Here is a 20,172-nt window from a genome sequence, read left to right as displayed (position 1 = left end):
GGTGCGGGAACACGTGGTCCGTGAGATGCGCCGCGACCTCCGCCATCCGCCGAGCGTTGCACGACGGGCACACTCCACGCCCCTTGCAGGAGAACGCGAGAAGCCGTTCCTGGCCGCAGTCGCCGCACCGCACGCGGGCGAACCCGTGCGCCAGGATGCCGCATGTGAGGTAGCGGCGGAAATCCTCCGCAGGCAGCCCCCTGAACAGGTGGCCAGTTCGGATCGGGCGCGCGGCGCTGATGGGTCTCGCCTTGGGGGGGTGAGCAACCCGCCGCAGTGGTTGTTTAATGGCGGGGTAGTCGGTCTCCTGACTGTGCTGAGCGCCGTCTCGGGCGTCGGAGCGGCGTGACTGGCAAATGAGTTTGCGCGGCGTCGTGTCGAATGAGCACGGCGCCGAGCCTGTTCGCTCGGCGCCGCTCACAGCGTACCACTCCGGTGTGGTGATTAATGCACCTGAAGGTTCCCGCCGACGATGGGATGCGTGGGTGCTTGCTTCACCGCAACGTCGCAGGTGTTCTTTCCAAGTTTCGTCGGGAAGAGCGTGGAGACTCGGTCCGCCGGATCGTTGCCTCCCTCGCCGTTGTCGGTGGCCACCCAGGCCACGAATTGGCCGACGGGAAGCGGCTTGTCGTTGCTCCGCGTCACGACGCCAATGAACCTGGCGGTGTTGCCGACAATGAAGAGGCACAGAACCTCGCCGTGCACCGTGAGATCCGGACCGGCGTTCGGGTTGTCGGCGCGCACGACGCCAACGTGATGATACTCGAACTTGCCCTTCGCCTCGCCGCGCGCCCCCGTCTGCCTTCCGTGGAACAAAAAGGAGATGTCCGGGAGCCCATTCTTCCCGCGGTCGACGAAGTTGCCGTGCCCGCCGGCGAGACCCTTCCCGCCTCGGTCATCGACGAGGATGTCGTCGACCGCGGTAGCATCCTTCCCGGCGAAATCGACGCAGACGATCCCGTTCCCGTTAGCGTCGGGGGAAACCCCGACCTTCCACGCCGTGGCGTCCGGAAAGTCGGCCGGACAGATCGACACGAGTTCGATTGCGCCCGGATCCCCGGCGATCGTCGCGGGGGCTTCGGCGCTTTGGTCGGCGACCGACAGCGATGGGATCGGTCCGACGGCGTCGGCTGTGCAGGCATTGACGCTCAATGCACCGAGCGCGAAAGCCAGAACGCTGCTTCGGGAGGTTGGGAAGTTCGGCGACACGGGGTAGTCCTCGGAGGATGGTAAGCCATCGGGAACGAAGCGCGCCGACCGCGGCGGCTGGCGCGCCCCGCGACAAAGCAAGAGACAGGCCACGATCGGTTCGATGGTCAAGTGCTGCCGCGGCCAGCGGTTACGGTCTCGAGCCCAACTTCGCGCGGTCGCGGCGCGTATCGAATCGATCCGTGCGTAGCAGCGCTTCGTTACACCGCGCGTGGACGTACTACCTCGGGCACCCCAGCCCGGGGCCCGCTAGCCTGCATCAGGGAGGATTCATGAAAGAGAGCAGCGAAGAGGAGCGGGAGAGCGGCCTGGATCCGTGGGAGGAGTCCCCGGAAGAGGAGCTGGAAGCGGGTCGAGGGCTCCACACCGAGGCTCAGGTCGTATGTCCATACTGTGGCGAGCAGCTCGAGATCACCCTCGATCCAGGGGGGGCCTGATCCAGGACTATGTCGAAGATTGTCAGGTTTGCTGCCGTCCCTGGCAGGTTCATGTGCGGTATGAAGGGTCGGGCGGGGCAGAAGTCTGGGTCGAGGAATCACAGTAGCGTTTCAGGCGAGACCGGAGAGATAAGAAGGGGATATTGTCGCCGGCGGGGACCTCAGGAGGCGATGGAGTAGGTGCGCCCGGGAAAGATTCCCGCCAACGCGGTGAGGAGCCGCTCCAGGACGGGATCGGCGGTCAAGCGGAGGTCAGCACCTCGACGCGCAGTCCCACCACCCGACGGAAATGGCTCTCATCGGCCGGCCCGACCAGGACACCAAATCCCAGGTGCAAGGCCGTGGCCGCCACCGCGAGATCGCTCGCAGGAACGAGGGCGCCGGTCCGGTGAAGCTGGGCGAAGAGCCCCGCCCAGCGGTTCGCCGTGGGAGTGCACCCCTCCCATCCTGCCCGCGTGTCCCGAACGGTCACCGGCCGAACGCCCGGTGAGTTGCTCCGGCAGTACCGCGCCGAGCGCGCCATGCGGCTGCTCGCGCGCGAGGAGCTGTCGATCGCCGACATAGCGACCGCATGCGGGTACTCCGACCATGATTTCGCACCCTCCCCCGGTCGATCTGGCAGACGTCGTCCATCGGCCGCTTCTTTGTGAAGCGGAGCTTGTCGATGTAAGAGCGGAGGGCGCTCTGAACGTCGGACACGAAGAGCACAGGCCGCGCCTACCACCAGCCCCGCTGCGTCACTTGACGCCGACTTGACGGCCCCCCGGCATCCTCCTCCCCGGAATGCGGCCCCCCACGGGCCGCCGAACCCCCCGGTGCGAAGGACGAGATGGCCCACGCAAGGCTGCAGCGGCGATTCAACGCCCCCACTCCTCCGACACCCTCCCGGAGCGCGGTCGAACGCTGGCCCGCGTCGCCGCCCGAGTACCGCTGGCTCACGATCGAGGCGGGACAGCACCCCTTCCTGAAGCCGGTGTTCGACGCCTTCGGGTTTCGCACCCTCCGGATCTGGATCGAGGCTGCCGTGTCCGAGGCCCAATTCGACCGGGTCCGCTGCGACGGCCTGGTCACGGCCCTCGGCGAGTGAGGGAGAGGCATTTCAAAGGCCCTCGGAGCGCGAACAGCCAGGTAGGGCAGGGGTTTTTGAGGGAGCAAGGAATTCCCGGGTGTGGAGGCCCTCATGGCTGGACGGGTGAGGGAAGAGCGGCGCACGGAGCCGGGAGAAAGGCCGCGCGATTCCCATGTCCGGATGGGCCGGGAGGACGAGCGGGGAGCGGACGTTTCGGAAGAAGGGATCAGGCATCCCAGTGGCCCGGCGGGGACTGGGCGAAGTCCGGCTCGGGGAGGGGTTCGGGATCGGACGGGTCGAACCCGTGCGGGCCGAGGTCTTCTCGGCAGGCGATCTCGTGTCCCGCCGGCTCACCGGAGCGAAGCGACGGTAACGTGGACGTCTGATCGAATTCGAGCTCGGCCTGCGGGGGAGCTCGCGCGGGGGTGAGGGGCGGAGGCCGGTGGGGAAGGGCGAGATGGTGGAGGATTGTCTGGACGGTGGGTGTGTCGGTGATGAACGAGAGAACCCTCATCTCGCCGCCGCAGGCGGGGCACAGGAGCGGGAGCACCTCGCCACCAACGCTTCGCGTCGGTGCCCGCGGGCGAGCTCGGGCTCCTCCGGGATTGGCCTTCCGAGCGCGACGACAGAAGGGCGGATAGTACGGTCCCGGGGGCTCGACGTTCCCCACTCCAGGAACCGCCGAACAGGGCGCGAGGTGCGAGGCTCACGAAATGCCACGGGTCCGTTGTCACAAGTCGACCCCCTCGTCGGTTCCTTTAGCGGGAACCGAGCCGGAGGTGATGATCCCATGGGGCCTCGTCAGTCGCACCTCGGTGCGCCGCGGGAGGCCCCCACCGTGGCGCACACCATGATGATCTATACCGCACGGAGGGCCGTCGACCTGGCGGTCCTGATTCCTCTCAAGAACGAAGCCGACAACATCCCTGTCCTCGCCGAAGAGATCCAGGTGGCGCTGGAGGGACTCACGCACCACTGGGAGTGTGTCTGGGTCGATGACGGCAGCACGGACGGTTCCGCCGTCGCACTCGCTCGCCTGCGCGAGCGCGACGCGCGGCACCGGGTCTTCACTCTCGACCGAAATTACGGCCAGTCGGCGGCCCTCCTAGCGGGAATCCGTGAGATCCGCGCCCCCTTGATCGCGACGATGGACGCGGATCTCCAGAACGACCCCGGAGACCTCCCGCGTCTCATCGAACACCTCGAGCGCCGCGGGGCCGGAATGGTCAACGGCGTGCGCGCCCGGCGCCAGGACGCCTGGCTTCGTAGGCTATCCTCCCGCATCGGCAACGGCTTCAGGAACTTCCTCACAGGAGAGAAGGTGTCCGACGTGGGCTGTTCGCTCCGAGTCTTTCGAAGCGAATGCGTCTCGGCCCTCCCCTCCTTTCGCGGGATGCACCGGTTCCTCCCGACGCTGGCACGGGTGAGGGGTTACGAAGTCGTGGAGATTCCTGTCCGGCATCGGCCTCGGCTCCACGGGCGGACCAAATACGGCATGCACAATCGCCTCTGGGTGGGCATCGTCGACACCCTTGGAGTCCGTTGGCTCAAGGCGCGATGGGTCGAGCCCCATCTCACCCGCCCGCAGAATCCGGACACCATCGGGTCGCCCTCGACCGAGGACCTCGAACGCGACTCGCGGGACGCCCGATTAGACGGGGAAGCGGGCTTCGTGTGGAATACGGCCCTCGGATCCGCACGCCGGAGGATCCCCTCATGATCTCGTGGGTCTCGATTCTGTCGGCCGAGAACGCCTGGCTGGCGCTCGGACTCTCCGCGCAACTCTTGTTCAGCGCGCGCTTCCTGGTTCAGTGGCTCGCGAGCGAGCGGCGCGGTCGGAGCTTCGTGCCGCCCGCGTTTTGGTACCTCAGTCTGGGTGGGGCTTCAGTTCTCCTCCTATACGCCGTCCACGTTCGGGACCCGGTCTTCATCATCGGGCAATCGACGGGATTCTTCGTGTACGCCCGCAATCTCGTGCTCATCAAGCGAACCGTCGCGAGGGCCGGCCTCGCGCAGGAATGACCTCCGCGCGGCGCCCGACCCTGCTCCTCTTTCTCTTCGCGCTCCTATTGGGACTCGCCTTCCAGGGAAGCCGGGGACTGTACGAGACGACCGAGGGAAGGTACGCGGAGGTCGGACGGGAGATGCTGGAGTCCGGAGATTGGTGGATTCCTCAGTTGAACTACGAGCCCCATTGGACCAAGCCGCCCCTAACCTACTGGGGGATCGCGGCAGGGATCGCGCTCGCCGGTCCCACGGCCCTCGGAGCCCGCCTCGTCAACGGGGTCGCCTTCCCCTTTGTCGTTCTAGCCGTCACCTGGCTCGGGACCCTCCTCTGGGATCGCAGGACCGGACAAGTCGCCGGTCTCGCGTATGCGACATCCCTCTTTCCCATCGTCGCGGCCAGCACCATTTCCACGGATCTCCTGCTCACGCTTTGGGAAGTGTTGACGGCCGCGTTCTATTGGCGCGCGGTGAGAACCGCGGAAGACCAGGGCGAGAACTCGGCCCGAGCGACCCGCGCATGGGTGTTCGCCTTTTGGACTGTGAGTGGCCTCGCCTTCCTGACGAAGGGTCCGCCGGGGCTCCTGACCTTGCTCGCGGTGCTTGTCTTTCACGGGACGGGACTTCGGCGGGGTTGGGGACTCCCCCGTCTCGCCTCTCCCTCGGGACTGATCGCGTTCCTCGTCGTGGGATTCGGATGGTACCTGGATGTGATTCACCGGACTCCCGGGCTGCTTGGCTACCTCCTCGGGGACGAGGTGGTAGGCCGAGTCGCCACCGACCAGTTCCGACGAAATCCGGAGTGGTACAAGCCCCTCTTCGTCTATGGCCTTCCGCTGGGTCTGGGACTGGGCGGATGGCTCGTTCACCTGAGAAGCCTGCGTCGCGCGCATCGGACCACTGCCGCCCGGCGGCCCCTGCGAGAAACGCTGACAGGCGATCCGATCCATCTGTTCCTGTTCCTATGGCTCTCGCTTCCACTTGCCGTTCTGTCGATCTCGCTCAGCCGGCTTCCTCTCTATGTGCTCCCCTTCTTCGCGGTCCTTCCCTTGGCGCTCGCGCGCGCGCTCGTGACGGGCTTTTCGAAGGAGACTCTCCGGCGCCGAGTGACCCGGACGACCGCGATCATGGCAATTCTGATCCTGGCGCTCAAGGTCGGCTCGGCCGTTTTTCCCTCGCGCAGCGACATGTCGAGCCTTTACGCTACGATTGGCGCCGCGAGCATGCTGGCCTCTTCGAGCGATCTCTCGCGCGAAGCGGCACTTCGCCCATCGCGCCCGGCGCCACCGCTCGTCGTTGCCGTGGACGAATCGGCTCTCCATGGGCTCCAGTTCTATTTGGGTGGGAGGCTGAACTGGGCGCGGACGGCGCCCGAGGGTTCGGCGCCTTCGTTGACGGGACTGATCTCGGCGATCGCGAACGAACCGACTTCCGCACCTCACCTCTTCGTCGCTCGAGAGACGCGCGCCGCTGCCGTGGAGTCCACGTTGTGCGGCTCCGTCGGCGTGGAATGCCGTGAGGCCCCGCCGGGAATGGGTTGGCGGATCTGGATCGTGACCCCAGAGGCTCGGGGACCATAGCGCCGGTTGGCGCAGCATGCTCTGTCCCCCCCGGTACCTTCCGCCCCGTTGCCCTTCCCCTCGCGACCGCCAGGCTCGGCGCCGCGGGATCCCATCCGGGAGCGCTCGGTTCCAGGGCGCTTGCCCACTCAAGCCCGTGCGCCGGCGTGACGCTCAGGCCCTCGGCCCCGTCCTCGGCCTCGCCCTCGTATTTCCATCGCGTTTCCGGCTTGAGTCGGGGGAGGGGAGTCGCGAAGGCGAGGACCCGTGGGTGTTCATCGGTTCCCTCCGTCGACGGTAGGTGGATGCTCTCCTCGTCAGCGGAAGCCATCGAGGGGGCCGTCTTGTGACGGGGCGAGTTCAGGGTGCGGGGGGCACAACCCTCAGGAGGAGGCTTCCGTCCGCTTCCCGAGAGGCCTCGGTCCGAATCTGCACGCCGTCCCAAAGGAAAAGCGTCCGGCCTTGGCCGACCACCTCGACTCGCGCGGCGCCTCGGGGTAGCCGCACGTGGAGCATGTCTTCCGGGGCGATTTGGACGCGGACACCATTGGGCCGCACGTCGAACTCGGTGTCGTCCCGCGACGTCCCGACCAGGATGGCCGCGTCGTCGGTCAGGGTGACGCGCAGGGAGTAAGGTTGGCTGCTGGGGGCAATCTCCACCAGGAGCGGCTCGCCGGCGCCGAACGAAAGCCCCCGCAAGTCTTCGGCCTGGGCGGTCGGCGCCCCCGCATCGACCCCGTCCCGCTCTGTGAGCGCTCGGATCCACCGTGGGATGGGTGAACCGGGAGCTGCGTACGCCACTCCCGCCACCCCCAATGCGAGTATCACGCCGGCCGCCCAAGAGTGGCGCCACCGGCGGGGTTCACGACCCTGGGCCCGAGACCACACGTCATCCAGGGACACCTCGGGGACCGGGTGATCGAGGTGCGAGAGCAGTGTTGCGGGGTCGGAGTCCGAAGGCTCTCGGTCAGGGTGCATGGCTCACCTCTCCGAAGGTGCGTTTGAACGCTTCACGGGCGCGGGCCAAGAGCGTGCCCACACTCGACTCGTTGAGACCGAGCGCGAGGGCCAGATCCCGATAGCTGTAGCCTTCGGCGCGCAGGAGGAGCAGGTCCCTCTCTCGCTCCGGAAGGGCATCGAGCGCGAAGCGGACCCTGCAGCGGGTCTCTCGCGACTCCGCTGAGGCCGAAGGAGGCGGGGCGGGATCCGCGTGGGTTCGACCCGCGGGGACCGCCTGCAGGATCTCGCGTCTCCGCCGTCCGCCGGTCCTGGCGTTCCTCAGGAGATTCAGGGCCACGGTGATCAGCCAACTCTCCGGAGCGTCCGGGAGCTCGCCACGGCGGATCAACCGCACGAAGGCCTCCTGCGCGAGGTCCGCAGCCAGATCCGGATCGCCGCAGGCGCGGTCCAGGACTCGGAAGAGGCGCGGGAAGTGCTCGTCGAAGAGGCCGGAGACCGCATGGCGGAACTCCTCGTCGCCCCGCTCCGGGCCACGGGCTTGGGGTGGCGGGTTCGTCACCTCCCGCAGTCCACGGGGTGCCAAGTCGAGCAGCAATGCATTGGACATGGCGTTCGCCATCCTCCTTCTTGGGGGAGGAACCGGCGAAACCCTCCGCTTGTGACGGATGGGAGCCCGTGAAGCGGGGCCTGGGTTCTCAGAATTCCCAGTCCACGCCGATCACGAGAGGGGAGAAGGGGAGCATTTCCACCGCAGTCTTCGTGCCCGTTTGGCCGTCGATTGTGTACGCGAGGACATTCCGCCTCCCGAGGAGGTTCGTGAGAGTACCGAAGGTGGAGATGAGGGTGTCGCGCCCGGCGATGCGCAGGTGCCAGTGTTTGCGGACTCCGAGGTCCACGCGGAGATAGTCGGGCAGCGAAAGTCCCCCGATTTCGCCGGCGAGGAGAGGAGTGCCCGCGAACTCGCACCCTTCGTCCATGAGATTGCACGCCTCCCATTCGAAGGCCCCGGCGATCGCCGTTCCCCTGCGGCCGAATCCTCCGGAAACGGAGACGCGAAGCGAGAGCGTCGGGGAGGGAAACACGCCGAGGCCCGCTTCAACGCGCTGCCGAGAGCTATACGAGGGGAGAAGCTCCGCGTCGCTCGTCTCGAGTTCGACCCGCTGCCACGCGTAACTGGCCTTCGCCACGTACCGGGCGCCCATCGCCGACGCGTTCACCGTGAGGCCGGACGCCCTCCCCGATCCGACGGGGGCGCCGTCCTGGGCAAATGGGCCCTCTTCCCCCAGGGCCACGAGGAGCAGGTCGTCCATCCCGCGCACGAAGCCGCGCGCCCCCAGTGCAACACCGGGCGCGGGATGCCATTCCACACCGAGCACCCCAAGATCGCTGCGAGGAACGGGGACTCCAGCACGTCCGGCCACGACCGTAAGCTCCGTGGGGAATATGGTGCGCACGGGGGACTCCGGATTCGCGGCCGACTGTGTGAACTGGACGCCGCGGGAATATCCGAACCCTATGGAAACGGACCCGGTGGCCTGCCACTCCACACCCGCCCGCGGGGCGAAGTAGATGCGTCCTCCGAAGAAGGTCAAGGCAGCGCCGCCCCGAGTGGCGAATGTGGCCCCGATTTCGTCCGTGCGCTCAATCGTGATCGTCGATTCTAGGGTGGAGCGGGGTGCCCCGAATTCGTCGGCTGGGATCGATGCCCCCTCAGCGTCGCTTCCCCCCCCTTCCCCAGTCCGCAGGTCGTATGAGGCGCGAATTCTCTGGACCCGCCATCCCAACTGGGTGGCCGAGCCCGATCCCTCTTGTCGGACGATTGCCTGGAGGCCGAGGTCCCGGTGGTCCGAGCCCAGGGCCGTGGGGACGCTTGCCAGCTGCCACTGGGAGAGGGCGTGCGAGCGGGCCCTCCAGAGCGCTAACACGATTTCCATGGAGCCGCGGGTCCGGCTCCAAGTCGCACCCGCCGACTCGGAACGCCAGGCGAAGCCGTGGCGCGGGAGGGGGTCCGGGGTGGGCGCGTCGCTCTGGCGGGGCGCTTCCCGCGCGGCGGTGAGCTCATTGTCGTTGTCGTAGAAGAGTACGCCGAGTTCCCCTCCGAGAAGGCTGGGCACCGTCAACTTCAGGAGGAGATCCGCCGTCTCGCCCCGCAGGTACGAAGACTCGCGGCTTCCTCCGAGGGGACTCGGGAATCCGGTACGCCAGCTAGCGAGGTATCCGATGCCGTGGACGCCGACTGGTCCATCGACAGTGATCCGGCCCTGGGCTGTGCTCAGCGCGCCACGGGCGGCGAAGCGCGGTCCGGGGGACCGCGTGCGGCCGGCCACGATGCCGGAGAGCGCCGAGGGAAGGGTCGGGCTCGGCACGATCGAGCTGACTCCGATCTCCGCTAGCGCGTCCGGGTTCCAGGCGCTGAAGAAACCACCGGCGTGGAACGGATTGAGCACCGGAATCCCGTCGAGGAGATATCCGGTGTGTTCCGCGGCTCCTCCCCAGAGATGCACTCCGCTGGAGGTCTCCGGCGCCGTGAAGACCTCCCCTCCGGTGAGCGCGAGGAAGGGATCGGGCTCCGCCAGGGTCGGATCCTGCCGAATCGCGGGAAGAGCGGCCTCTCTCTCCCGGAGGACCGTCCCCACCGCACCGGGGACTCCGGAATAGACCGAGGGTGCACTTACCTCAAGACCGCGCAACGGGAAGGGCCGTGGATCGAGCGACACGTCGAGCCGGAGCCGATCGGCCCGTGGGACGAGGGCATGGATCGTCCGCTCCGCGTATCCCAGGGCGGAGACGGTCAAGTGCTGGGGCCCCGGCGGCACCTGGGAGAGGATGTACGCGCCGTTGGCGTCGGTCAGTACGCCCCAGTCGAGGTCGGCGAGGAGGAGCGACGCCCCCGCGACAGGGCGCCCCGTGGTCGCGTCGCGGACCGTGCCTTCCAGGGACCCCTGCGCGGCCCCCGGCTGCTGGAGCGCCATGAGCAGGAGGAGGGAGGGAGAAAGCATGGATCGAAAGTCGCCGTCCGAGGACGCTTCCCGCAACTCATCGGTGCCCCGCCGGTTCCCCATCTGACGAGCCTTTTCCGAGGCGGTCGATCAGTTCCCAGGGATAGGCATTTCAAAGGCCCTCGGAGCGGGACAGCAAGGTGGGGCCGGGGTTTTGAGGGAGCAAGGAATTCTTGAATGGAGGCCCTCATGGCCGAGGGTGCTCGAGTTCTTCGGGCCAGAAGTTCGCCTCTCGGACATCGACGTGGCCGCGCTAACCGCGTACGAATCGGCCCGGCGCCGGCACCCCGCGGTGCGTGACGGCACCCGCATTGCCTCTCAGGCGATCCTCCACGAGATCCATGCGCTGTCGTCCCTCTTCAAGCGGGCCGTGGCGGAGGGTAGGGCGGAGGTGAACCCGGTCCCGCGCCTTCCGCAGAAGCCCGAGGTGGAACGCCGGGAGGCGGAGTACCTGGAGATCGGAGAGGCGGCGAGGCTCCTCAAGGCTGCGGGCGACCTAGACGGAGGCCGTGCCGGCCGCCGGGTTCGTTTCCTTCGGCCGCTCCTCGCCACGTTTCTCCTCACCGGAGGACGCGCCCAGGAAGTGCTGGGGCTCCTCCGGGAGGACGTCGACCTCGTGAACGGACAGGTTCACTTCCGACCGAACCGGTACCGCGCCCTGAAACGGCCGCGCCACCGGAGGTGGATCCCGCTCTGGCCTCAGCTTCGGGAGATCCTCACGCTCCACCTGGACATACGGTCTGAAGGAGCTCTGATCTTCCCTTCGGCGAGCGGCGGGATGATCAAGGACTTGCGAAGCGCCCTTGCATCCGCCGTGAAGAGAGCGAAGATCGAGAAGCTGGTCACACCCCACACCTTCCGGCACACGTATGCGGCAACGCGCCTTCAGACCATGGACCACGGACAGCCCGTGAGCGCCTATACGGTGATGCGCGAGCTCGGGCACTCCTCGCTGTCGCTCATCGAGAAGACATACGGCCACCTGCTCGAGGTCCGCGTGCGGAGCGCCGTCGTCGAGTACCGCGAGGCGAAGGTTGTCCCCTTCCGTAAGCGCGCGGAAGGGAAGTAGTATGGAAACGCACTGGACTTTTCTGGCACCCGTTTGTCACCGGGGTTGTCACCGAGTGGGCCAGACGCACCGGGCCGAGATGGCCGTAAGTTGTTGCAGTGACAATAACCCGCCGGGGTGGCGAAATTGGTAACCGCAGGGGACTTAAAATCCTCTGGGCTTAGGCCCTTCCGGGTTCAACTCCCGGCCCCGGCATCATCGAGGAGAGAAGGGACCCACGCCCGGGCGGTCCCGAGAGCTCGGCGCTTATCACCCTGTTGCACGGTCCGGTGACTGTTTAGATTGGCGGGCATGGAGATCGGCGCGAAGTGGAAAAAGGCTACAGCGGCCCTCGGCATCTTCTTGGTCGTCACTGTCGTGACGCCATTCATCGAGGAACTTGACGCCAATATCAAGTGGGCGATCGCGGTGGCAGGATTGGCACTTATTGCGTGGTCTTCTCTGCCACGCCTGCGGCCATTGGGCACCCGCACCGTCCTCATTTGGCTGTCGGCGGGTTTTACGGCGTCGGGCATAGCCCAGGCGGCCGTGAACGCCCGTGCTATGCCCGTGCTGATCCCGTGGCCGTGGTGGACTCCCGCCCCATCCCTCTTGTTCTTGGCCGCGACAACCTTGCTCGCTGGCGCGATCTGGCGTGAGGGAAGACACGGCCGCGCTGGGGTGGCGCACAACCCGGACCTGCGCCTCGTACAAGCCATCGCCCCACCAGCTAACGAGCCCCCATCGGTAGCCCGGCAACAGGCCGTCGTTAGGGCATCGGAAGCTATGCCGGACATCGAAGCAGCGGCCCATTCGCTGGGTCGCGTGTGGAGACGGTTGGCGGAACAGGACCCGTCGCCCAGTTCGATCCAAAATTGGCTGAGTCGGTGCATCGACGAATCTCACCTCAAACCGATGAACCGGGCCATGAACGACCTAAAGGAAACGTTGTTGCAAGGCGAAAACGCGGAGCCGGAACGCCCACTCGTGGAGTTCTACGGCGCGTATAACGCACTTCGCGAGGTGTGCAGGCGGTTCGCAGAAAAGACGGGGCAGGATCTGGCGCTACTCATCCAGTACCGAGAATGGCTCCCAAGGGATGACAAGGCGTTGGCCTCGCTCGAAACACTGCGGGCACAGCCAACGATGGAAAGTCTTGAAAAGCTGATCCGCGAGTTGCCGCCGCTACATAGAACGCCTATCGACATGCCGCCGCTTAAGGCGCCGCCTTCTCCCTTCCGGCTGAACGAGTTTCGCCAAGAGGGCGATAGACTCGCGAACGAGGCGGCGGACAGCACTGACGGCGTCCTTGGGAGGATCGAAGAATGGATTGGGCGAGTGTGCGAATACCTTCACGCATCAAGGGGAGACGAAGACGTAGTCGCCTTCGGTGGTCTGTATGAGCCGCACCGATTCATGGGGCTAATGCCCGAAGCCGTCAGGGGCCGGGTGGAGTGGCGTATGTCCAGGCTGGATGAACTCATAGGCAAATACGGTGCGACCAGTTCGGGTATTACCGTCACGATGTCAGGGCATGGTACCGTAGCGCCTCCCCCTCCACCAGCCGAGTCAGAAGGTCCCGAAACATGAACTCGTTGTCCCGGTTATTGAACCGCCATTCAAGCTCTTCGAGGTAGCGATTCAGATGCTTCACGCTGACCTTGTGGAACGCACCCATGATCGAACGCTTGAGGAGGCTCCAGACGCCTTCGACGGTGTTCGTGTGAACGCCATCGGGAGTGACCCACTCCTTCGCGATGTGTTTGACCGTCTGGTGGCGCGTGTTGTGGTCCGCGATCCCGAGGTAGGCGCGGAGCTCGTCGGTGTAGATGGCCTCAGTCTCGTCGCTGACGTGCCGGAAGATGAAGTCGTGCAGGGTGGCTTTCCGCACGTTCGGAATGGCCTCAAGGCGGATGTTGCCGCCGCGCTGGACGGCACCGACAACCCAATGCTTGCCGACGGTGTTGCCGGTCCCTACACCTTCGCGCTTACCGCCCACGAGCGTTTCGTCCACCTCGACGATCCCGAACAGCGTGGGGCCGATGCTGAAGTTGCCACCCTCCATCGCCTCACGAATCCGATGGCACAGATGCCATGCGGTTTTGTAGGAGACACCGAGGGTCCGCTTCATCTGGTTCGCGCTGATCCCCTTCTTGGATTCGAGCATGAGGTAAATCGCGACGAACCACTTCCGCAGGGGAAGCTTGGTGTTGTCGAAGATCGTCCCCGACGTAACCGAGAAGCGGTAGCGGCACCCGTTGCAATCGAACTGGTCGCGAGTGCTGATCTCCGAGACGGAAAGATCCCCGCAACGCGGGCAAGCAACGCCGGAAGGCCAGCGAAGCTTCTCGATGTACTCGCGGCAAGTGTTGTCGTCCCCGAACTGATCCATAAGGGACATCAAATTCAGCTTAGCGGTGTTAGGCATGTCAGAAACCAAGCGTAGGGAGAAAGACAAGCTTCCGGCCGACGTGAGAGCACTCACGGCCGACGAACTCATGGAGAAGGTATTTTCCAAAAAGGTCGTCAAAGAGCTTAAGAAGGTCGCCCACAAGGACGATCCGAAGCCCGCGCCGAAGGAGTGAGTGACTGTCCATGCTTCAATATAAGCATATTCGGCCTACCGTGCAACAGGTATACAAGCGCGGAGAGCTCGGCTTGCCGGCTGCGCCCAATCTTCCGCACGGCCTCGCTTCCGGCCGGCGGTGCTAGGGGGGGCGTAGCTGTCCAGCGAACTGACAGGGTCCCGCCAGGTTCTCGCCGTTTCAGGCTCTGGCGCTCGACGCCCATCATCTCAAGGCTAGGGCAGTCGTTTAGGGCGCATCCGATGGGGCGTCACCCGGCGACGGCTCCACGGCTCGGAACTTGCTTTCCCTAATCGTCTCGAGACTCCGGGACTCTCGCTGGCGGAGGCCCTGGTATGTTCCCGGCGTAGTGCGGCGCAGGGCACTTGCTCTTGCCTCCACCGATCCACTCGGTGCTCCGGCCGTGCGGGGTGCCTGGGGTCGCGTAGGGAAGGGGTCTTCCCCATCGGTCTCACTCGGACGGCTACTGCGATGAACCGTGTGGAGAGCGGTATCATCTTCCGCGAAGGCGAACTTTTGTCCTCTTCCTCCCCCCGGCTTCCGCATTCGCACGACGGACGGTGGCGAGCTCGCCGTTCTCTCGATGGAGGCGTTGACCCTCCGCGTCGTCCGCGGGGATGTCCTGCCGGATACGCCGATTTACGACTCGGGGACGAACGAGTGGCGGCGGGCAGGTGACATCCCGGTGGTGAGATTCGTCGTGGAAGAGGCGAGCCTCCAGCTGCAGGAGCCGCTGGAGGCCTGGGTCGCGGGCTCCGATGCCATCTCCGAGACAACGACGGATAGGACGGAGTCAGTCGCGTCCGTCGAAACGACGTCTGCGTCGGGTGCTCCACCCGCGGCGGTCGGCAGTGTCGGCGCCCCCGCGAAGGTCGAGCCACCGTCCCTCGAGGTCGCGGCCGCGATTCCCGACATTCCTTCCGTCCGATCCCCGCTCCAGCCCAGCCCATCGTTCCCAGCTCGGGTTTCAATCGGAAGTCCACGCCGCGCGGCGGCGTTTCTCATAACGATTGCCGGAGCTCTCGTGGTGGCCGCATTCCTGGTCATCCCCCGCTTGAGAACGGAGGAGGCGTTCGCGGACTCCACGAACCTTACGAGGGCGAAGTCCGTGTTGGACCTCGGCCTTGGTCCGATCGCCATGACGGATCTCGGCGCCGATCGCGCAGTTTCACCGCCGGCGCCCTTCCGACTGGTCCCGGAAGGCTCCGAGGCCGTTCGCGTGTCCGAGTCCGACTTCGAGGTGGATCCCGCGGTCCTTGTGGACGAGGCAGTTCAGAGCATTCCGATCCCGCCGCCCGTGATCGAACTGAGCGCTGAACTCCCGTCGGACGGCGGGGATGTCGGCCTACCTACGATCGCCGAGGTGGTGAGAATCGAAGACCTCCTGTCCGCTCCCACCGCGGCTCCGTCGCCGGCGGTGGACCCCAGGGGCCGGCCGATCGTCACTTTTTTCGAGGTCCCGCCCCGCGTCAGCAACTCCACCGCGGTCCGAGCGGCGCTTCGCAGGGAATACCCCTCGAACCTGCTGGAGGCGGGGATCGGAGGAAGAGCCGACTTGTGGTTCTACGTCAACAATGAGGGGGTGGCGGAAAGTGTTCAGCTGCACCAGAGCTCCGGAGCTTCCGAGCTGGACGAAGCGGCGCTCCGCGTCGCCCATGACTTCGCCTTCACTCCAGGGCGCATCGCGGGCGAGCCGGCCGCCGGATGGATCCTCGTCGGCGTCATCTTCGACCGTCGCTGAGCCCGATCCGATCCGACGTCGTAGCCGGATGGCGCCGCTTCGGCGCGGCGCGTCAGGCCTGCGGCAGCGCGTCCACGTGTTCCGCCATCCGGCGGCGCATGGCCGCGTCCGGTAGCCTCCCCAGTCCAGCACCCATGTTGTCCACCAGGTTGTCCGGGTTCGAAGTCCCCAGAATCACTACGGTCATATCCGGATTGCTGAGGAGATACTTGAGGAAGAATTGGGCCCACGAATTCGCGTCGAACTCTGCGGCCCACTCGGGGAGAGTCCGTCCCTGCACGCGGCTGAAGAGGCGCGCTCGCCCAAAGGGAAGGGCGGCGATGGTCGCGATGCCCCGGTCGCGCGCGATCGGAAAGATGGTCTCCTCCACCTCACGATTGTCGATCGCGAAGTCGAGTTGGACAAAGTCGAGCGTCTCGTTCCGCAGCATCTGGATTACGTCCTCGTAACGATTGTCGCCCGTCGTCGTGATCCCGAGATAGCTGATCCGCCCTTCGGCCTTGAGCTCGCGGAGGAGCGGGAGCTGGACCTGCCAGTCACCCAGATTATGGACCTGCTGCAACCGGATCCGGCCGGGAGCCAAGCGTGCCTCGGATTGCGCGACCTGCGCCAGCCCCGTGGCGCGACCATTCACTCCACTGACTTTCGTGGCCCACCACATCTCGTCGGAGCTCCCGATATCCCGGGCGAGCTCCCCGAGCACCTGCTCGGAAGCGCCATAAGAGGGTGCCGTGTCAATGAACTTTCCGCCGTGCTCCGTGAAGCGGAGCACGACCGCGCCACCCTCCAAAAGGTCAGGAATTCGTCCGGAAAGGGCCACGAGATCAGCCCCCGAGTAAGGCTGTCCCCCATTTCCCCGGGCGACTATCTTTCCGTATTCGACCCTTGAGTAGTTCCACTTTCCCACGTCGGTCCATGCGAAGCGGAGGTTGTTATGACCGGAGTCCGAGTCCTCGTCGGCACGAAGAAGGGCGCGTTCGTTCTTTCGTCCGACGGAGCGCGGCGGAGCTGGAAGGTGTCGGGCCCTCACTTCGGGGGGTGGGAAGTGATGCATGTGAACGGCTCGGCCGCGGATCCGAACCGGATCTATGCTTCGCAATGGACGGACTGGCATGGGCAGGTCGTCCAGCGTTCGGACAATGGAGGGAAGAGTTGGGAGCCGGTCGGGAACGAGTTCGCCTATCGCGGCGAGCCGGGCATGCATCTCTGGTATGACGGGACCCCCCACCCTTGGGCCTTCAAGCGAGTCTGGCACCTGGAGCCTTCGGTGACCGATCCCGACACCGTGTTCGCGGGGGTCGAGGACGCCGCCCTCTTCCAGTCACGGGACGGAGGGAAGAGCTGGTCGGAGCTTCCCGCCCTCCGCACCGACTGCACTCCGCAAGCGTGGATGCCGGGGGCGGGCGGAATGTGCCTCCATACGATTCTGATCGATCCCGCGAATCCCAAGCGCATGTATGTCGCGATCTCCGCCGCGGGAGCCTTCCGCACGGATGACGGGGGCGCATCCTGGCATGTCGCGACGGGCGGACTCAATTCTGACTTTCTCCCGAATCCCACCGCGAGCGTCGGTCACTGCGTTCACAACCTCGCCTTCCATCCGTCGCGTCCGGACACCGTCTTCATGCAGAAGCACTGGGACGTCTGCCGGAGCGACAACGCCGGAGAGTCGTGGATCGAGGTAAGCGGAAACCTCCCGACGGACTTCGGCTTCCCGATCGCCGTGCATGCCCACGAACCGGAGACGATTTACGTGATTCCAATCACGAGCGACGCGTTGCACTATCCTCCCGGCGGACGGCTCCGGGTTGCACGGAGCCGGACCGCGGGGAACGAGTGGGAGATGTTGGGAAAGGGGCTCCCGCAGCGGAACTGTTACGTGAACGTCCTCCGCGACGCGTTGGCCGTGGACTCATTGGACGATTGCGGGGTCTATTTCGGCACCACGGGCGGGCAAGTCTACGTTTCCCCCGACGGAGGGGACAGCTGGAAGCCGATCGTGAAGAATCTTCCGGCCGTTTATTCGGTCGAGGTTCAGACACTTCCGTGAGATCGGTCCGGGTCGCGCTTCCCGCACACCTTCGCACGCTCGCGCGCGTGGGGGGAGAAGTGCATGTGGACCTGGTGGAGGCGCCGACCATCAAAGATGTCCTGGATGCCCTCGAGGGCCATTACCCGATGCTGCGTGGGACAATTCGGGACCAGAGGACGAAGGAGCGCCGGGCCTTCATTCGGTATTTCGCCGATGGCACGGATCTTTCCCATGATCCGACAAATACGCCGTTGCCCGATTCGGTACTCGATGGATCCGAGGCCTTCCTGGTCATCGGGGCGATTTCCGGAGGGTAACCAGGGGGGGGAAGTGCCATGGCAAGTGGGGAATCGGCGGACTATTACGAGATCCTGCAGGTCAGCCCGAACGCGGACAGTGAAACGATCGGGCGGGTCTTTCGTTTTCTCGCGAAGCGCTACCATCCGGACGGGCCCGACGGAGGGGATCCCGACCGATTCGCGATGATCACGGATGCGTTCCGGGTCCTCACCGACGCGGAGCGCCGCGCCCAATACGACGCCCGCCATTCGAGAATCCGTGCGGAACGGTGGAAGCTCCTCGACCCCGGACCCGCCGAGAACGAGTTCGCCTCGGACCTCCGCATTCGCACCGCCATCCTCGCACTCCTATACGCCGCCCGGCGGCAGGACGTGGACCAGCCGGGAGTGGGAATCTATGAGCTGGAACGGCTCCTCGACTGTCCGTCCGAGCACATGAAATTCCATGTCTGGTACTTGAAGGAACAAGGATGGATCGAGCGGCTCGAGGACGGGCGCTTCGCGGTGACCGTATCGGGCGTCGATCGGGTGTCGGCGGAAGGAACCCGGCCGGGGCCGCTCCTGCTACCCGAAGGTGGGGCCGGAGACTCTTAGGCACGCGGCGCCGAAGCGAGGCGAGGTGTGGTACCGTAACCCCGGGTGACACACGGGACTAACTTACGGGGCCAGCTCTCAGCGGCGCGCAGATGCGAGTGCGGCCAGTCCCTTTTTCAGTCCCAGGAGTTCGACACTGAGGCCCGCATGTGGCCACGCCGGCCGCTTCACCCCCGACTCCGCCTCGGCCACGACGCTCCGATAAATTCGCGTCATCTGAGACACCCAGCGATCCGAGGAGAATTTGTCCCGAACGCGAGCCTGCCCGGCCAGCCCCATTCGTGCGAGCTGCTCGGGGACCTGTGCAAGCTCGATGACAGTCTTGGCCAGCGACTCAGGATTGGTCGAAGGAACGAGACGCCCCGCGTTGTCGGGTCCCAGGAGCTCCGGCGCGCCCCCGGCGCGCGTCGCGACGACGGGGAGGCCGGCGGCCATGGCTTCCACAACTGGAAAGGGAAACGGTTCCCCTGAGTTCGGGTGGATCAAGAAGTCCGCTCCCGTGAGCAACCTGCGGGCCTCCGGTCCATCGTCGTGCCAATGTACATAACGATTTAGGCCACGCGCCTTAACCCTGCGAATTAGCTCATTCTTGGCCGTCCCACCCCCGACGATCAGGAAACGGATGTCGGGAATCGCGGCGAGGATCTCGGGGATGGCCCAGAGGAGGAGATCCACGCCGCTCCGGCGGTCCTCCAGCTCGGCGATCGTCACGGCCACGAGGGCATCCGCGGAGAACCCGGTCATGCGGCGGAGCGCGAGGCGGTCCCGCACGTTCGGCTCCGGTAGCGAAATCGTGTCCACGCCAGGGTAAACGACCTCGAGAAGCCCACGGGGAAAGACGTGGTTCCGCACGAACTGGTCCCATTGCGCTCCCGAGAGGGCGACCACGCGGCGCGACCAGCGCTGCAGCGACTTCACGGCCGTCCGCTCGAGCTTCGCGTAGGCGGCGGCTTCCCCTTCCGTGCCCCCGGTTCCGTAAAGACTCGCGACGAGGGGAACGCCGGTCAGCCGGGCGGCGAGCGATCCCCACACACACGCCCAGGGAAGGTGGGCGTGAATCAGATCGTAGTCACCGCTCCTGAGAAGTCGAACCAGCCGCATGAAGGCGGCGATGTCACGAGGGGTTCGGCCGTCCAGGGACTCTGGCCGCATGGCTGGGTGGAAGCCGACGTCGGAGGAAAGCGCACCGTCCGGCCGGGAGCATCCAAGCAACTCGATTCGGAGCTGCTCCGGATCGGCCGCTTCGGCGAAGGCCTCGACCCGGGTCTCGACAAGGGCCTCACGCTCCGAATCTGCGAGCCAGAGCACGCGGAGCGAAGGACCCGGGGGGAGGCGCGAGGCGCGGACGTTCACCGAAGGGACTTCGGGGGGGAGCGTCGAGCGAAAACCACCGCCCGCCACGGCAACGCGACTCGAAGTCAACGTTCCGAGAGCCTGATGCATTACGAAGTGCACTGAAGGTACATGACATCTCCCTAGGTGCCGATCCTCGTTGGCTCGAGGACCCGCGAAGGTCTCTCCGCAGTCGTCGTCCCTTCCATACCATGCATCGAGCGTGCCGGAGACTCGATTCGCCCAACGAGGCGATTCCATGCCGCGTGCGCTTCAAACCCCTCCTGCATACCGAACAAAAGTG

Annotated in this window: 21 protein-coding genes, 1 tRNA gene and 1 pseudogene; 13 read left to right on the top strand and 10 right to left on the bottom strand. The window is 65.8% G+C overall.

What is annotated here, in order from left to right; genetic code table 11:
- Together WEG36_00855 and WEG36_00850 are read right to left on the bottom strand one after the other, a co-directional pair.
- Positions 1-187 (bottom strand): annotated as a pseudogene (locus WEG36_00855) (transposase zinc-binding domain-containing protein).
- Positions 188-444: 257 nt separating this feature from the next.
- Positions 445-1,209 (bottom strand): hypothetical protein, encoded by a 765-nt coding sequence (locus tag WEG36_00850; protein MEX1256144.1) that lies wholly within the window; start codon positions 1,207-1,209, stop codon positions 445-447.
- 272 nt (positions 1,210-1,481) lie between these two features.
- Between WEG36_00850 and WEG36_00845 the strand changes: the two genes are divergently transcribed.
- Complete coding sequence (locus tag WEG36_00845) at positions 1,482-1,646, top strand: hypothetical protein (GenBank protein MEX1256143.1); 165 nt, start codon at positions 1,482-1,484, stop codon at positions 1,644-1,646.
- 241 nt (positions 1,647-1,887) lie between these two features.
- Here the strand turns inward: WEG36_00845 and WEG36_00840 are convergent, their stop codons facing one another.
- Positions 1,888-2,169 carry a hypothetical protein gene (locus tag WEG36_00840; protein MEX1256142.1) on the bottom strand — a complete coding sequence of 94 codons (282 nt, stop codon included), beginning with the start codon at positions 2,167-2,169 and terminating at the stop codon, positions 1,888-1,890.
- Between the two features lie 306 nt (positions 2,170-2,475).
- On the opposite strand from WEG36_00840, the gene WEG36_00835 reads away from it, so the two are divergent.
- The gene (locus WEG36_00835; GenBank protein ID MEX1256141.1) at positions 2,476-2,733 is read left to right on the top strand and encodes a hypothetical protein; all 258 of its coding nucleotides are present in this window, start codon (positions 2,476-2,478) and stop codon (positions 2,731-2,733) included.
- A 208-nt stretch (positions 2,734-2,941) separates the two neighbouring features.
- Here WEG36_00835 and WEG36_00830 read toward each other — a convergent pair whose 3' ends face one another.
- Positions 2,942-3,229: a hypothetical protein gene (locus tag WEG36_00830; GenBank protein ID MEX1256140.1), complete on the bottom strand. Its 288-nt coding sequence runs from the start codon at positions 3,227-3,229 to the stop codon at positions 2,942-2,944.
- A gap of 276 nt (positions 3,230-3,505) precedes the next feature.
- On the opposite strand from WEG36_00830, the gene WEG36_00825 reads away from it, so the two are divergent.
- Genes WEG36_00825 through WEG36_00815 form a run of 3 tightly spaced genes read left to right on the top strand, consistent with a single transcriptional unit; the run spans position 3,506 to position 6,299 of the window.
- The gene (locus tag WEG36_00825; GenBank protein MEX1256139.1) at positions 3,506-4,435 is read left to right on the top strand and encodes a glycosyltransferase family 2 protein; all 930 of its coding nucleotides are present in this window, start codon (positions 3,506-3,508) and stop codon (positions 4,433-4,435) included.
- On the top strand, positions 4,432-4,737 hold the full coding sequence (locus WEG36_00820; protein ID MEX1256138.1) for a lipid-A-disaccharide synthase N-terminal domain-containing protein: 306 nt from the start codon (positions 4,432-4,434) through the stop codon (positions 4,735-4,737). Before WEG36_00825 ends, WEG36_00820 begins: the two co-directional genes overlap by 4 nt.
- Positions 4,734-6,299 carry a glycosyltransferase family 39 protein gene (locus WEG36_00815; GenBank protein ID MEX1256137.1) on the top strand — a complete coding sequence of 522 codons (1,566 nt, stop codon included), beginning with the start codon at positions 4,734-4,736 and terminating at the stop codon, positions 6,297-6,299. Before WEG36_00820 ends, WEG36_00815 begins: the two co-directional genes overlap by 4 nt.
- Before the next feature lie 339 nt (positions 6,300-6,638).
- Here WEG36_00815 and WEG36_00810 read toward each other — a convergent pair whose 3' ends face one another.
- The 3 genes from WEG36_00810 to WEG36_00800 all read right to left on the bottom strand — a co-directional run bounded on the left by WEG36_00810 (position 6,639) and on the right by WEG36_00800 (position 10,300).
- On the bottom strand, positions 6,639-7,256 hold the full coding sequence (locus tag WEG36_00810) for a hypothetical protein (GenBank protein ID MEX1256136.1): 618 nt from the start codon (positions 7,254-7,256) through the stop codon (positions 6,639-6,641).
- Positions 7,246-7,845 (bottom strand): sigma-70 family RNA polymerase sigma factor, encoded by a 600-nt coding sequence (locus WEG36_00805; GenBank protein ID MEX1256135.1) that lies wholly within the window; start codon positions 7,843-7,845, stop codon positions 7,246-7,248. The genes WEG36_00810 and WEG36_00805 overlap by 11 nt, the downstream gene beginning before the upstream one ends.
- Positions 7,846-7,933: 88 nt before the next feature.
- The gene (locus WEG36_00800; GenBank protein ID MEX1256134.1) at positions 7,934-10,300 is read right to left on the bottom strand and encodes a carboxypeptidase-like regulatory domain-containing protein; all 2,367 of its coding nucleotides are present in this window, start codon (positions 10,298-10,300) and stop codon (positions 7,934-7,936) included.
- Positions 10,301-10,436: 136 nt separating this feature from the next.
- Here WEG36_00800 and WEG36_00795 point away from each other — a divergent pair, with 136 nt between their 5' ends.
- The 3 genes from WEG36_00795 to WEG36_00785 all read left to right on the top strand — a co-directional run bounded on the left by WEG36_00795 (position 10,437) and on the right by WEG36_00785 (position 12,875).
- Positions 10,437-11,306, top strand: a complete 870-nt coding sequence (locus tag WEG36_00795; GenBank protein MEX1256133.1) for a tyrosine-type recombinase/integrase — start codon at positions 10,437-10,439, stop codon at positions 11,304-11,306.
- 111 nt (positions 11,307-11,417) lie between these two features.
- A tRNA-Leu gene (locus WEG36_00790) sits at positions 11,418-11,501 on the top strand.
- A gap of 96 nt (positions 11,502-11,597) precedes the next feature.
- Positions 11,598-12,875, top strand: coding sequence for a hypothetical protein (locus WEG36_00785; GenBank protein ID MEX1256132.1), 1,278 nt, complete (start codon positions 11,598-11,600; stop codon positions 12,873-12,875).
- On the opposite strand, the gene WEG36_00780 is transcribed toward WEG36_00785, so the two are convergent.
- The gene (locus WEG36_00780) at positions 12,805-13,713 is read right to left on the bottom strand and encodes an IS1595 family transposase (GenBank protein ID MEX1256131.1); all 909 of its coding nucleotides are present in this window, start codon (positions 13,711-13,713) and stop codon (positions 12,805-12,807) included. The two genes, WEG36_00785 and WEG36_00780, sit on opposite strands and share 71 nt — an antisense overlap.
- Between WEG36_00780 and WEG36_00775 the strand changes: the two genes are divergently transcribed.
- Together WEG36_00775 and WEG36_00770 are read left to right on the top strand one after the other, a co-directional pair.
- The gene (locus WEG36_00775) at positions 13,712-13,870 is read left to right on the top strand and encodes a hypothetical protein (GenBank protein MEX1256130.1); all 159 of its coding nucleotides are present in this window, start codon (positions 13,712-13,714) and stop codon (positions 13,868-13,870) included. The two genes, WEG36_00780 and WEG36_00775, sit on opposite strands and share 2 nt — an antisense overlap.
- A gap of 592 nt (positions 13,871-14,462) precedes the next feature.
- Positions 14,463-15,611, top strand: a complete 1,149-nt coding sequence (locus WEG36_00770; protein ID MEX1256129.1) for a TonB family protein — start codon at positions 14,463-14,465, stop codon at positions 15,609-15,611.
- Between the two features lie 52 nt (positions 15,612-15,663).
- On the opposite strand, the gene WEG36_00765 is transcribed toward WEG36_00770, so the two are convergent.
- A complete protein-coding gene (locus tag WEG36_00765) occupies positions 15,664-16,518 on the bottom strand; it encodes an aldo/keto reductase (GenBank protein MEX1256128.1) in 855 nt (284 codons plus the stop codon).
- Between the two features lie 27 nt (positions 16,519-16,545).
- Here WEG36_00765 and WEG36_00760 point away from each other — a divergent pair, with 27 nt between their 5' ends.
- From WEG36_00760 to WEG36_00750, 3 genes are read left to right on the top strand one after another with little or no spacing between them, the layout of a single operon-like run.
- Positions 16,546-17,661: an exo-alpha-sialidase gene (locus tag WEG36_00760; GenBank protein ID MEX1256127.1), complete on the top strand. Its 1,116-nt coding sequence runs from the start codon at positions 16,546-16,548 to the stop codon at positions 17,659-17,661.
- A complete protein-coding gene (locus WEG36_00755; GenBank protein ID MEX1256126.1) occupies positions 17,658-17,960 on the top strand; it encodes a MoaD/ThiS family protein in 303 nt (100 codons plus the stop codon). Before WEG36_00760 ends, WEG36_00755 begins: the two co-directional genes overlap by 4 nt.
- Positions 17,961-17,978: 18 nt before the next feature.
- The gene (locus WEG36_00750) at positions 17,979-18,536 is read left to right on the top strand and encodes a J domain-containing protein (protein MEX1256125.1); all 558 of its coding nucleotides are present in this window, start codon (positions 17,979-17,981) and stop codon (positions 18,534-18,536) included.
- Positions 18,537-18,614: 78 nt separating this feature from the next.
- Here the strand turns inward: WEG36_00750 and WEG36_00745 are convergent, their stop codons facing one another.
- Positions 18,615-19,889, bottom strand: a complete 1,275-nt coding sequence (locus tag WEG36_00745) for a glycosyltransferase family 4 protein (GenBank protein MEX1256124.1) — start codon at positions 19,887-19,889, stop codon at positions 18,615-18,617.
- Positions 19,890-20,172: the final 283 nt, after the last annotated feature.

This window comes from Gemmatimonadota bacterium (assembly GCA_040882465.1).
Classification (GTDB): Bacteria; Gemmatimonadota; Gemmatimonadetes; order Longimicrobiales; family Gaopeijiaceae; genus JBBEBG01.
The sequence above is the reverse complement of the archived record's forward strand: the minus strand, read 5'-3'. Positions and strand labels throughout refer to the sequence as shown.

Excerpts from the sequence above, each read along its gene's own strand:
- WEG36_00845 (MEX1256143.1), top strand. The coding sequence starts at position 1,482 with ATGAAAGAGAGCAGCGAAGAGGAGCGGGAGAGCGGCCTGGATCCGTGG.
- WEG36_00840 (MEX1256142.1), bottom strand. The coding sequence starts at position 2,169 with ATGGCGCGCTCGGCGCGGTACTGCCGGAGCAACTCACCGGGCGTTCGG.
- WEG36_00835 (MEX1256141.1), top strand. The coding sequence starts at position 2,476 with ATGGCCCACGCAAGGCTGCAGCGGCGATTCAACGCCCCCACTCCTCCG.
- WEG36_00830 (MEX1256140.1), bottom strand. The coding sequence starts at position 3,229 with ATGAGGGTTCTCTCGTTCATCACCGACACACCCACCGTCCAGACAATC.
- WEG36_00825 (MEX1256139.1), top strand. The coding sequence starts at position 3,506 with ATGGGGCCTCGTCAGTCGCACCTCGGTGCGCCGCGGGAGGCCCCCACC.
- WEG36_00820 (MEX1256138.1), top strand. The coding sequence starts at position 4,432 with ATGATCTCGTGGGTCTCGATTCTGTCGGCCGAGAACGCCTGGCTGGCG.
- WEG36_00815 (MEX1256137.1), top strand. The coding sequence starts at position 4,734 with ATGACCTCCGCGCGGCGCCCGACCCTGCTCCTCTTTCTCTTCGCGCTC.
- WEG36_00810 (MEX1256136.1), bottom strand. The coding sequence starts at position 7,256 with ATGCACCCTGACCGAGAGCCTTCGGACTCCGACCCCGCAACACTGCTC.
- WEG36_00805 (MEX1256135.1), bottom strand. The coding sequence starts at position 7,845 with ATGTCCAATGCATTGCTGCTCGACTTGGCACCCCGTGGACTGCGGGAG.
- WEG36_00800 (MEX1256134.1), bottom strand. The coding sequence starts at position 10,300 with ATGGGGAACCGGCGGGGCACCGATGAGTTGCGGGAAGCGTCCTCGGAC.
- WEG36_00785 (MEX1256132.1), top strand. The coding sequence starts at position 11,598 with ATGGAGATCGGCGCGAAGTGGAAAAAGGCTACAGCGGCCCTCGGCATC.
- WEG36_00775 (MEX1256130.1), top strand. The coding sequence starts at position 13,712 with ATGTCAGAAACCAAGCGTAGGGAGAAAGACAAGCTTCCGGCCGACGTG.
- WEG36_00780 (MEX1256131.1), bottom strand. The coding sequence starts at position 13,713 with ATGCCTAACACCGCTAAGCTGAATTTGATGTCCCTTATGGATCAGTTC.
- WEG36_00760 (MEX1256127.1), top strand. The coding sequence starts at position 16,546 with ATGACCGGAGTCCGAGTCCTCGTCGGCACGAAGAAGGGCGCGTTCGTT.
- WEG36_00750 (MEX1256125.1), top strand. The coding sequence starts at position 17,979 with ATGGCAAGTGGGGAATCGGCGGACTATTACGAGATCCTGCAGGTCAGC.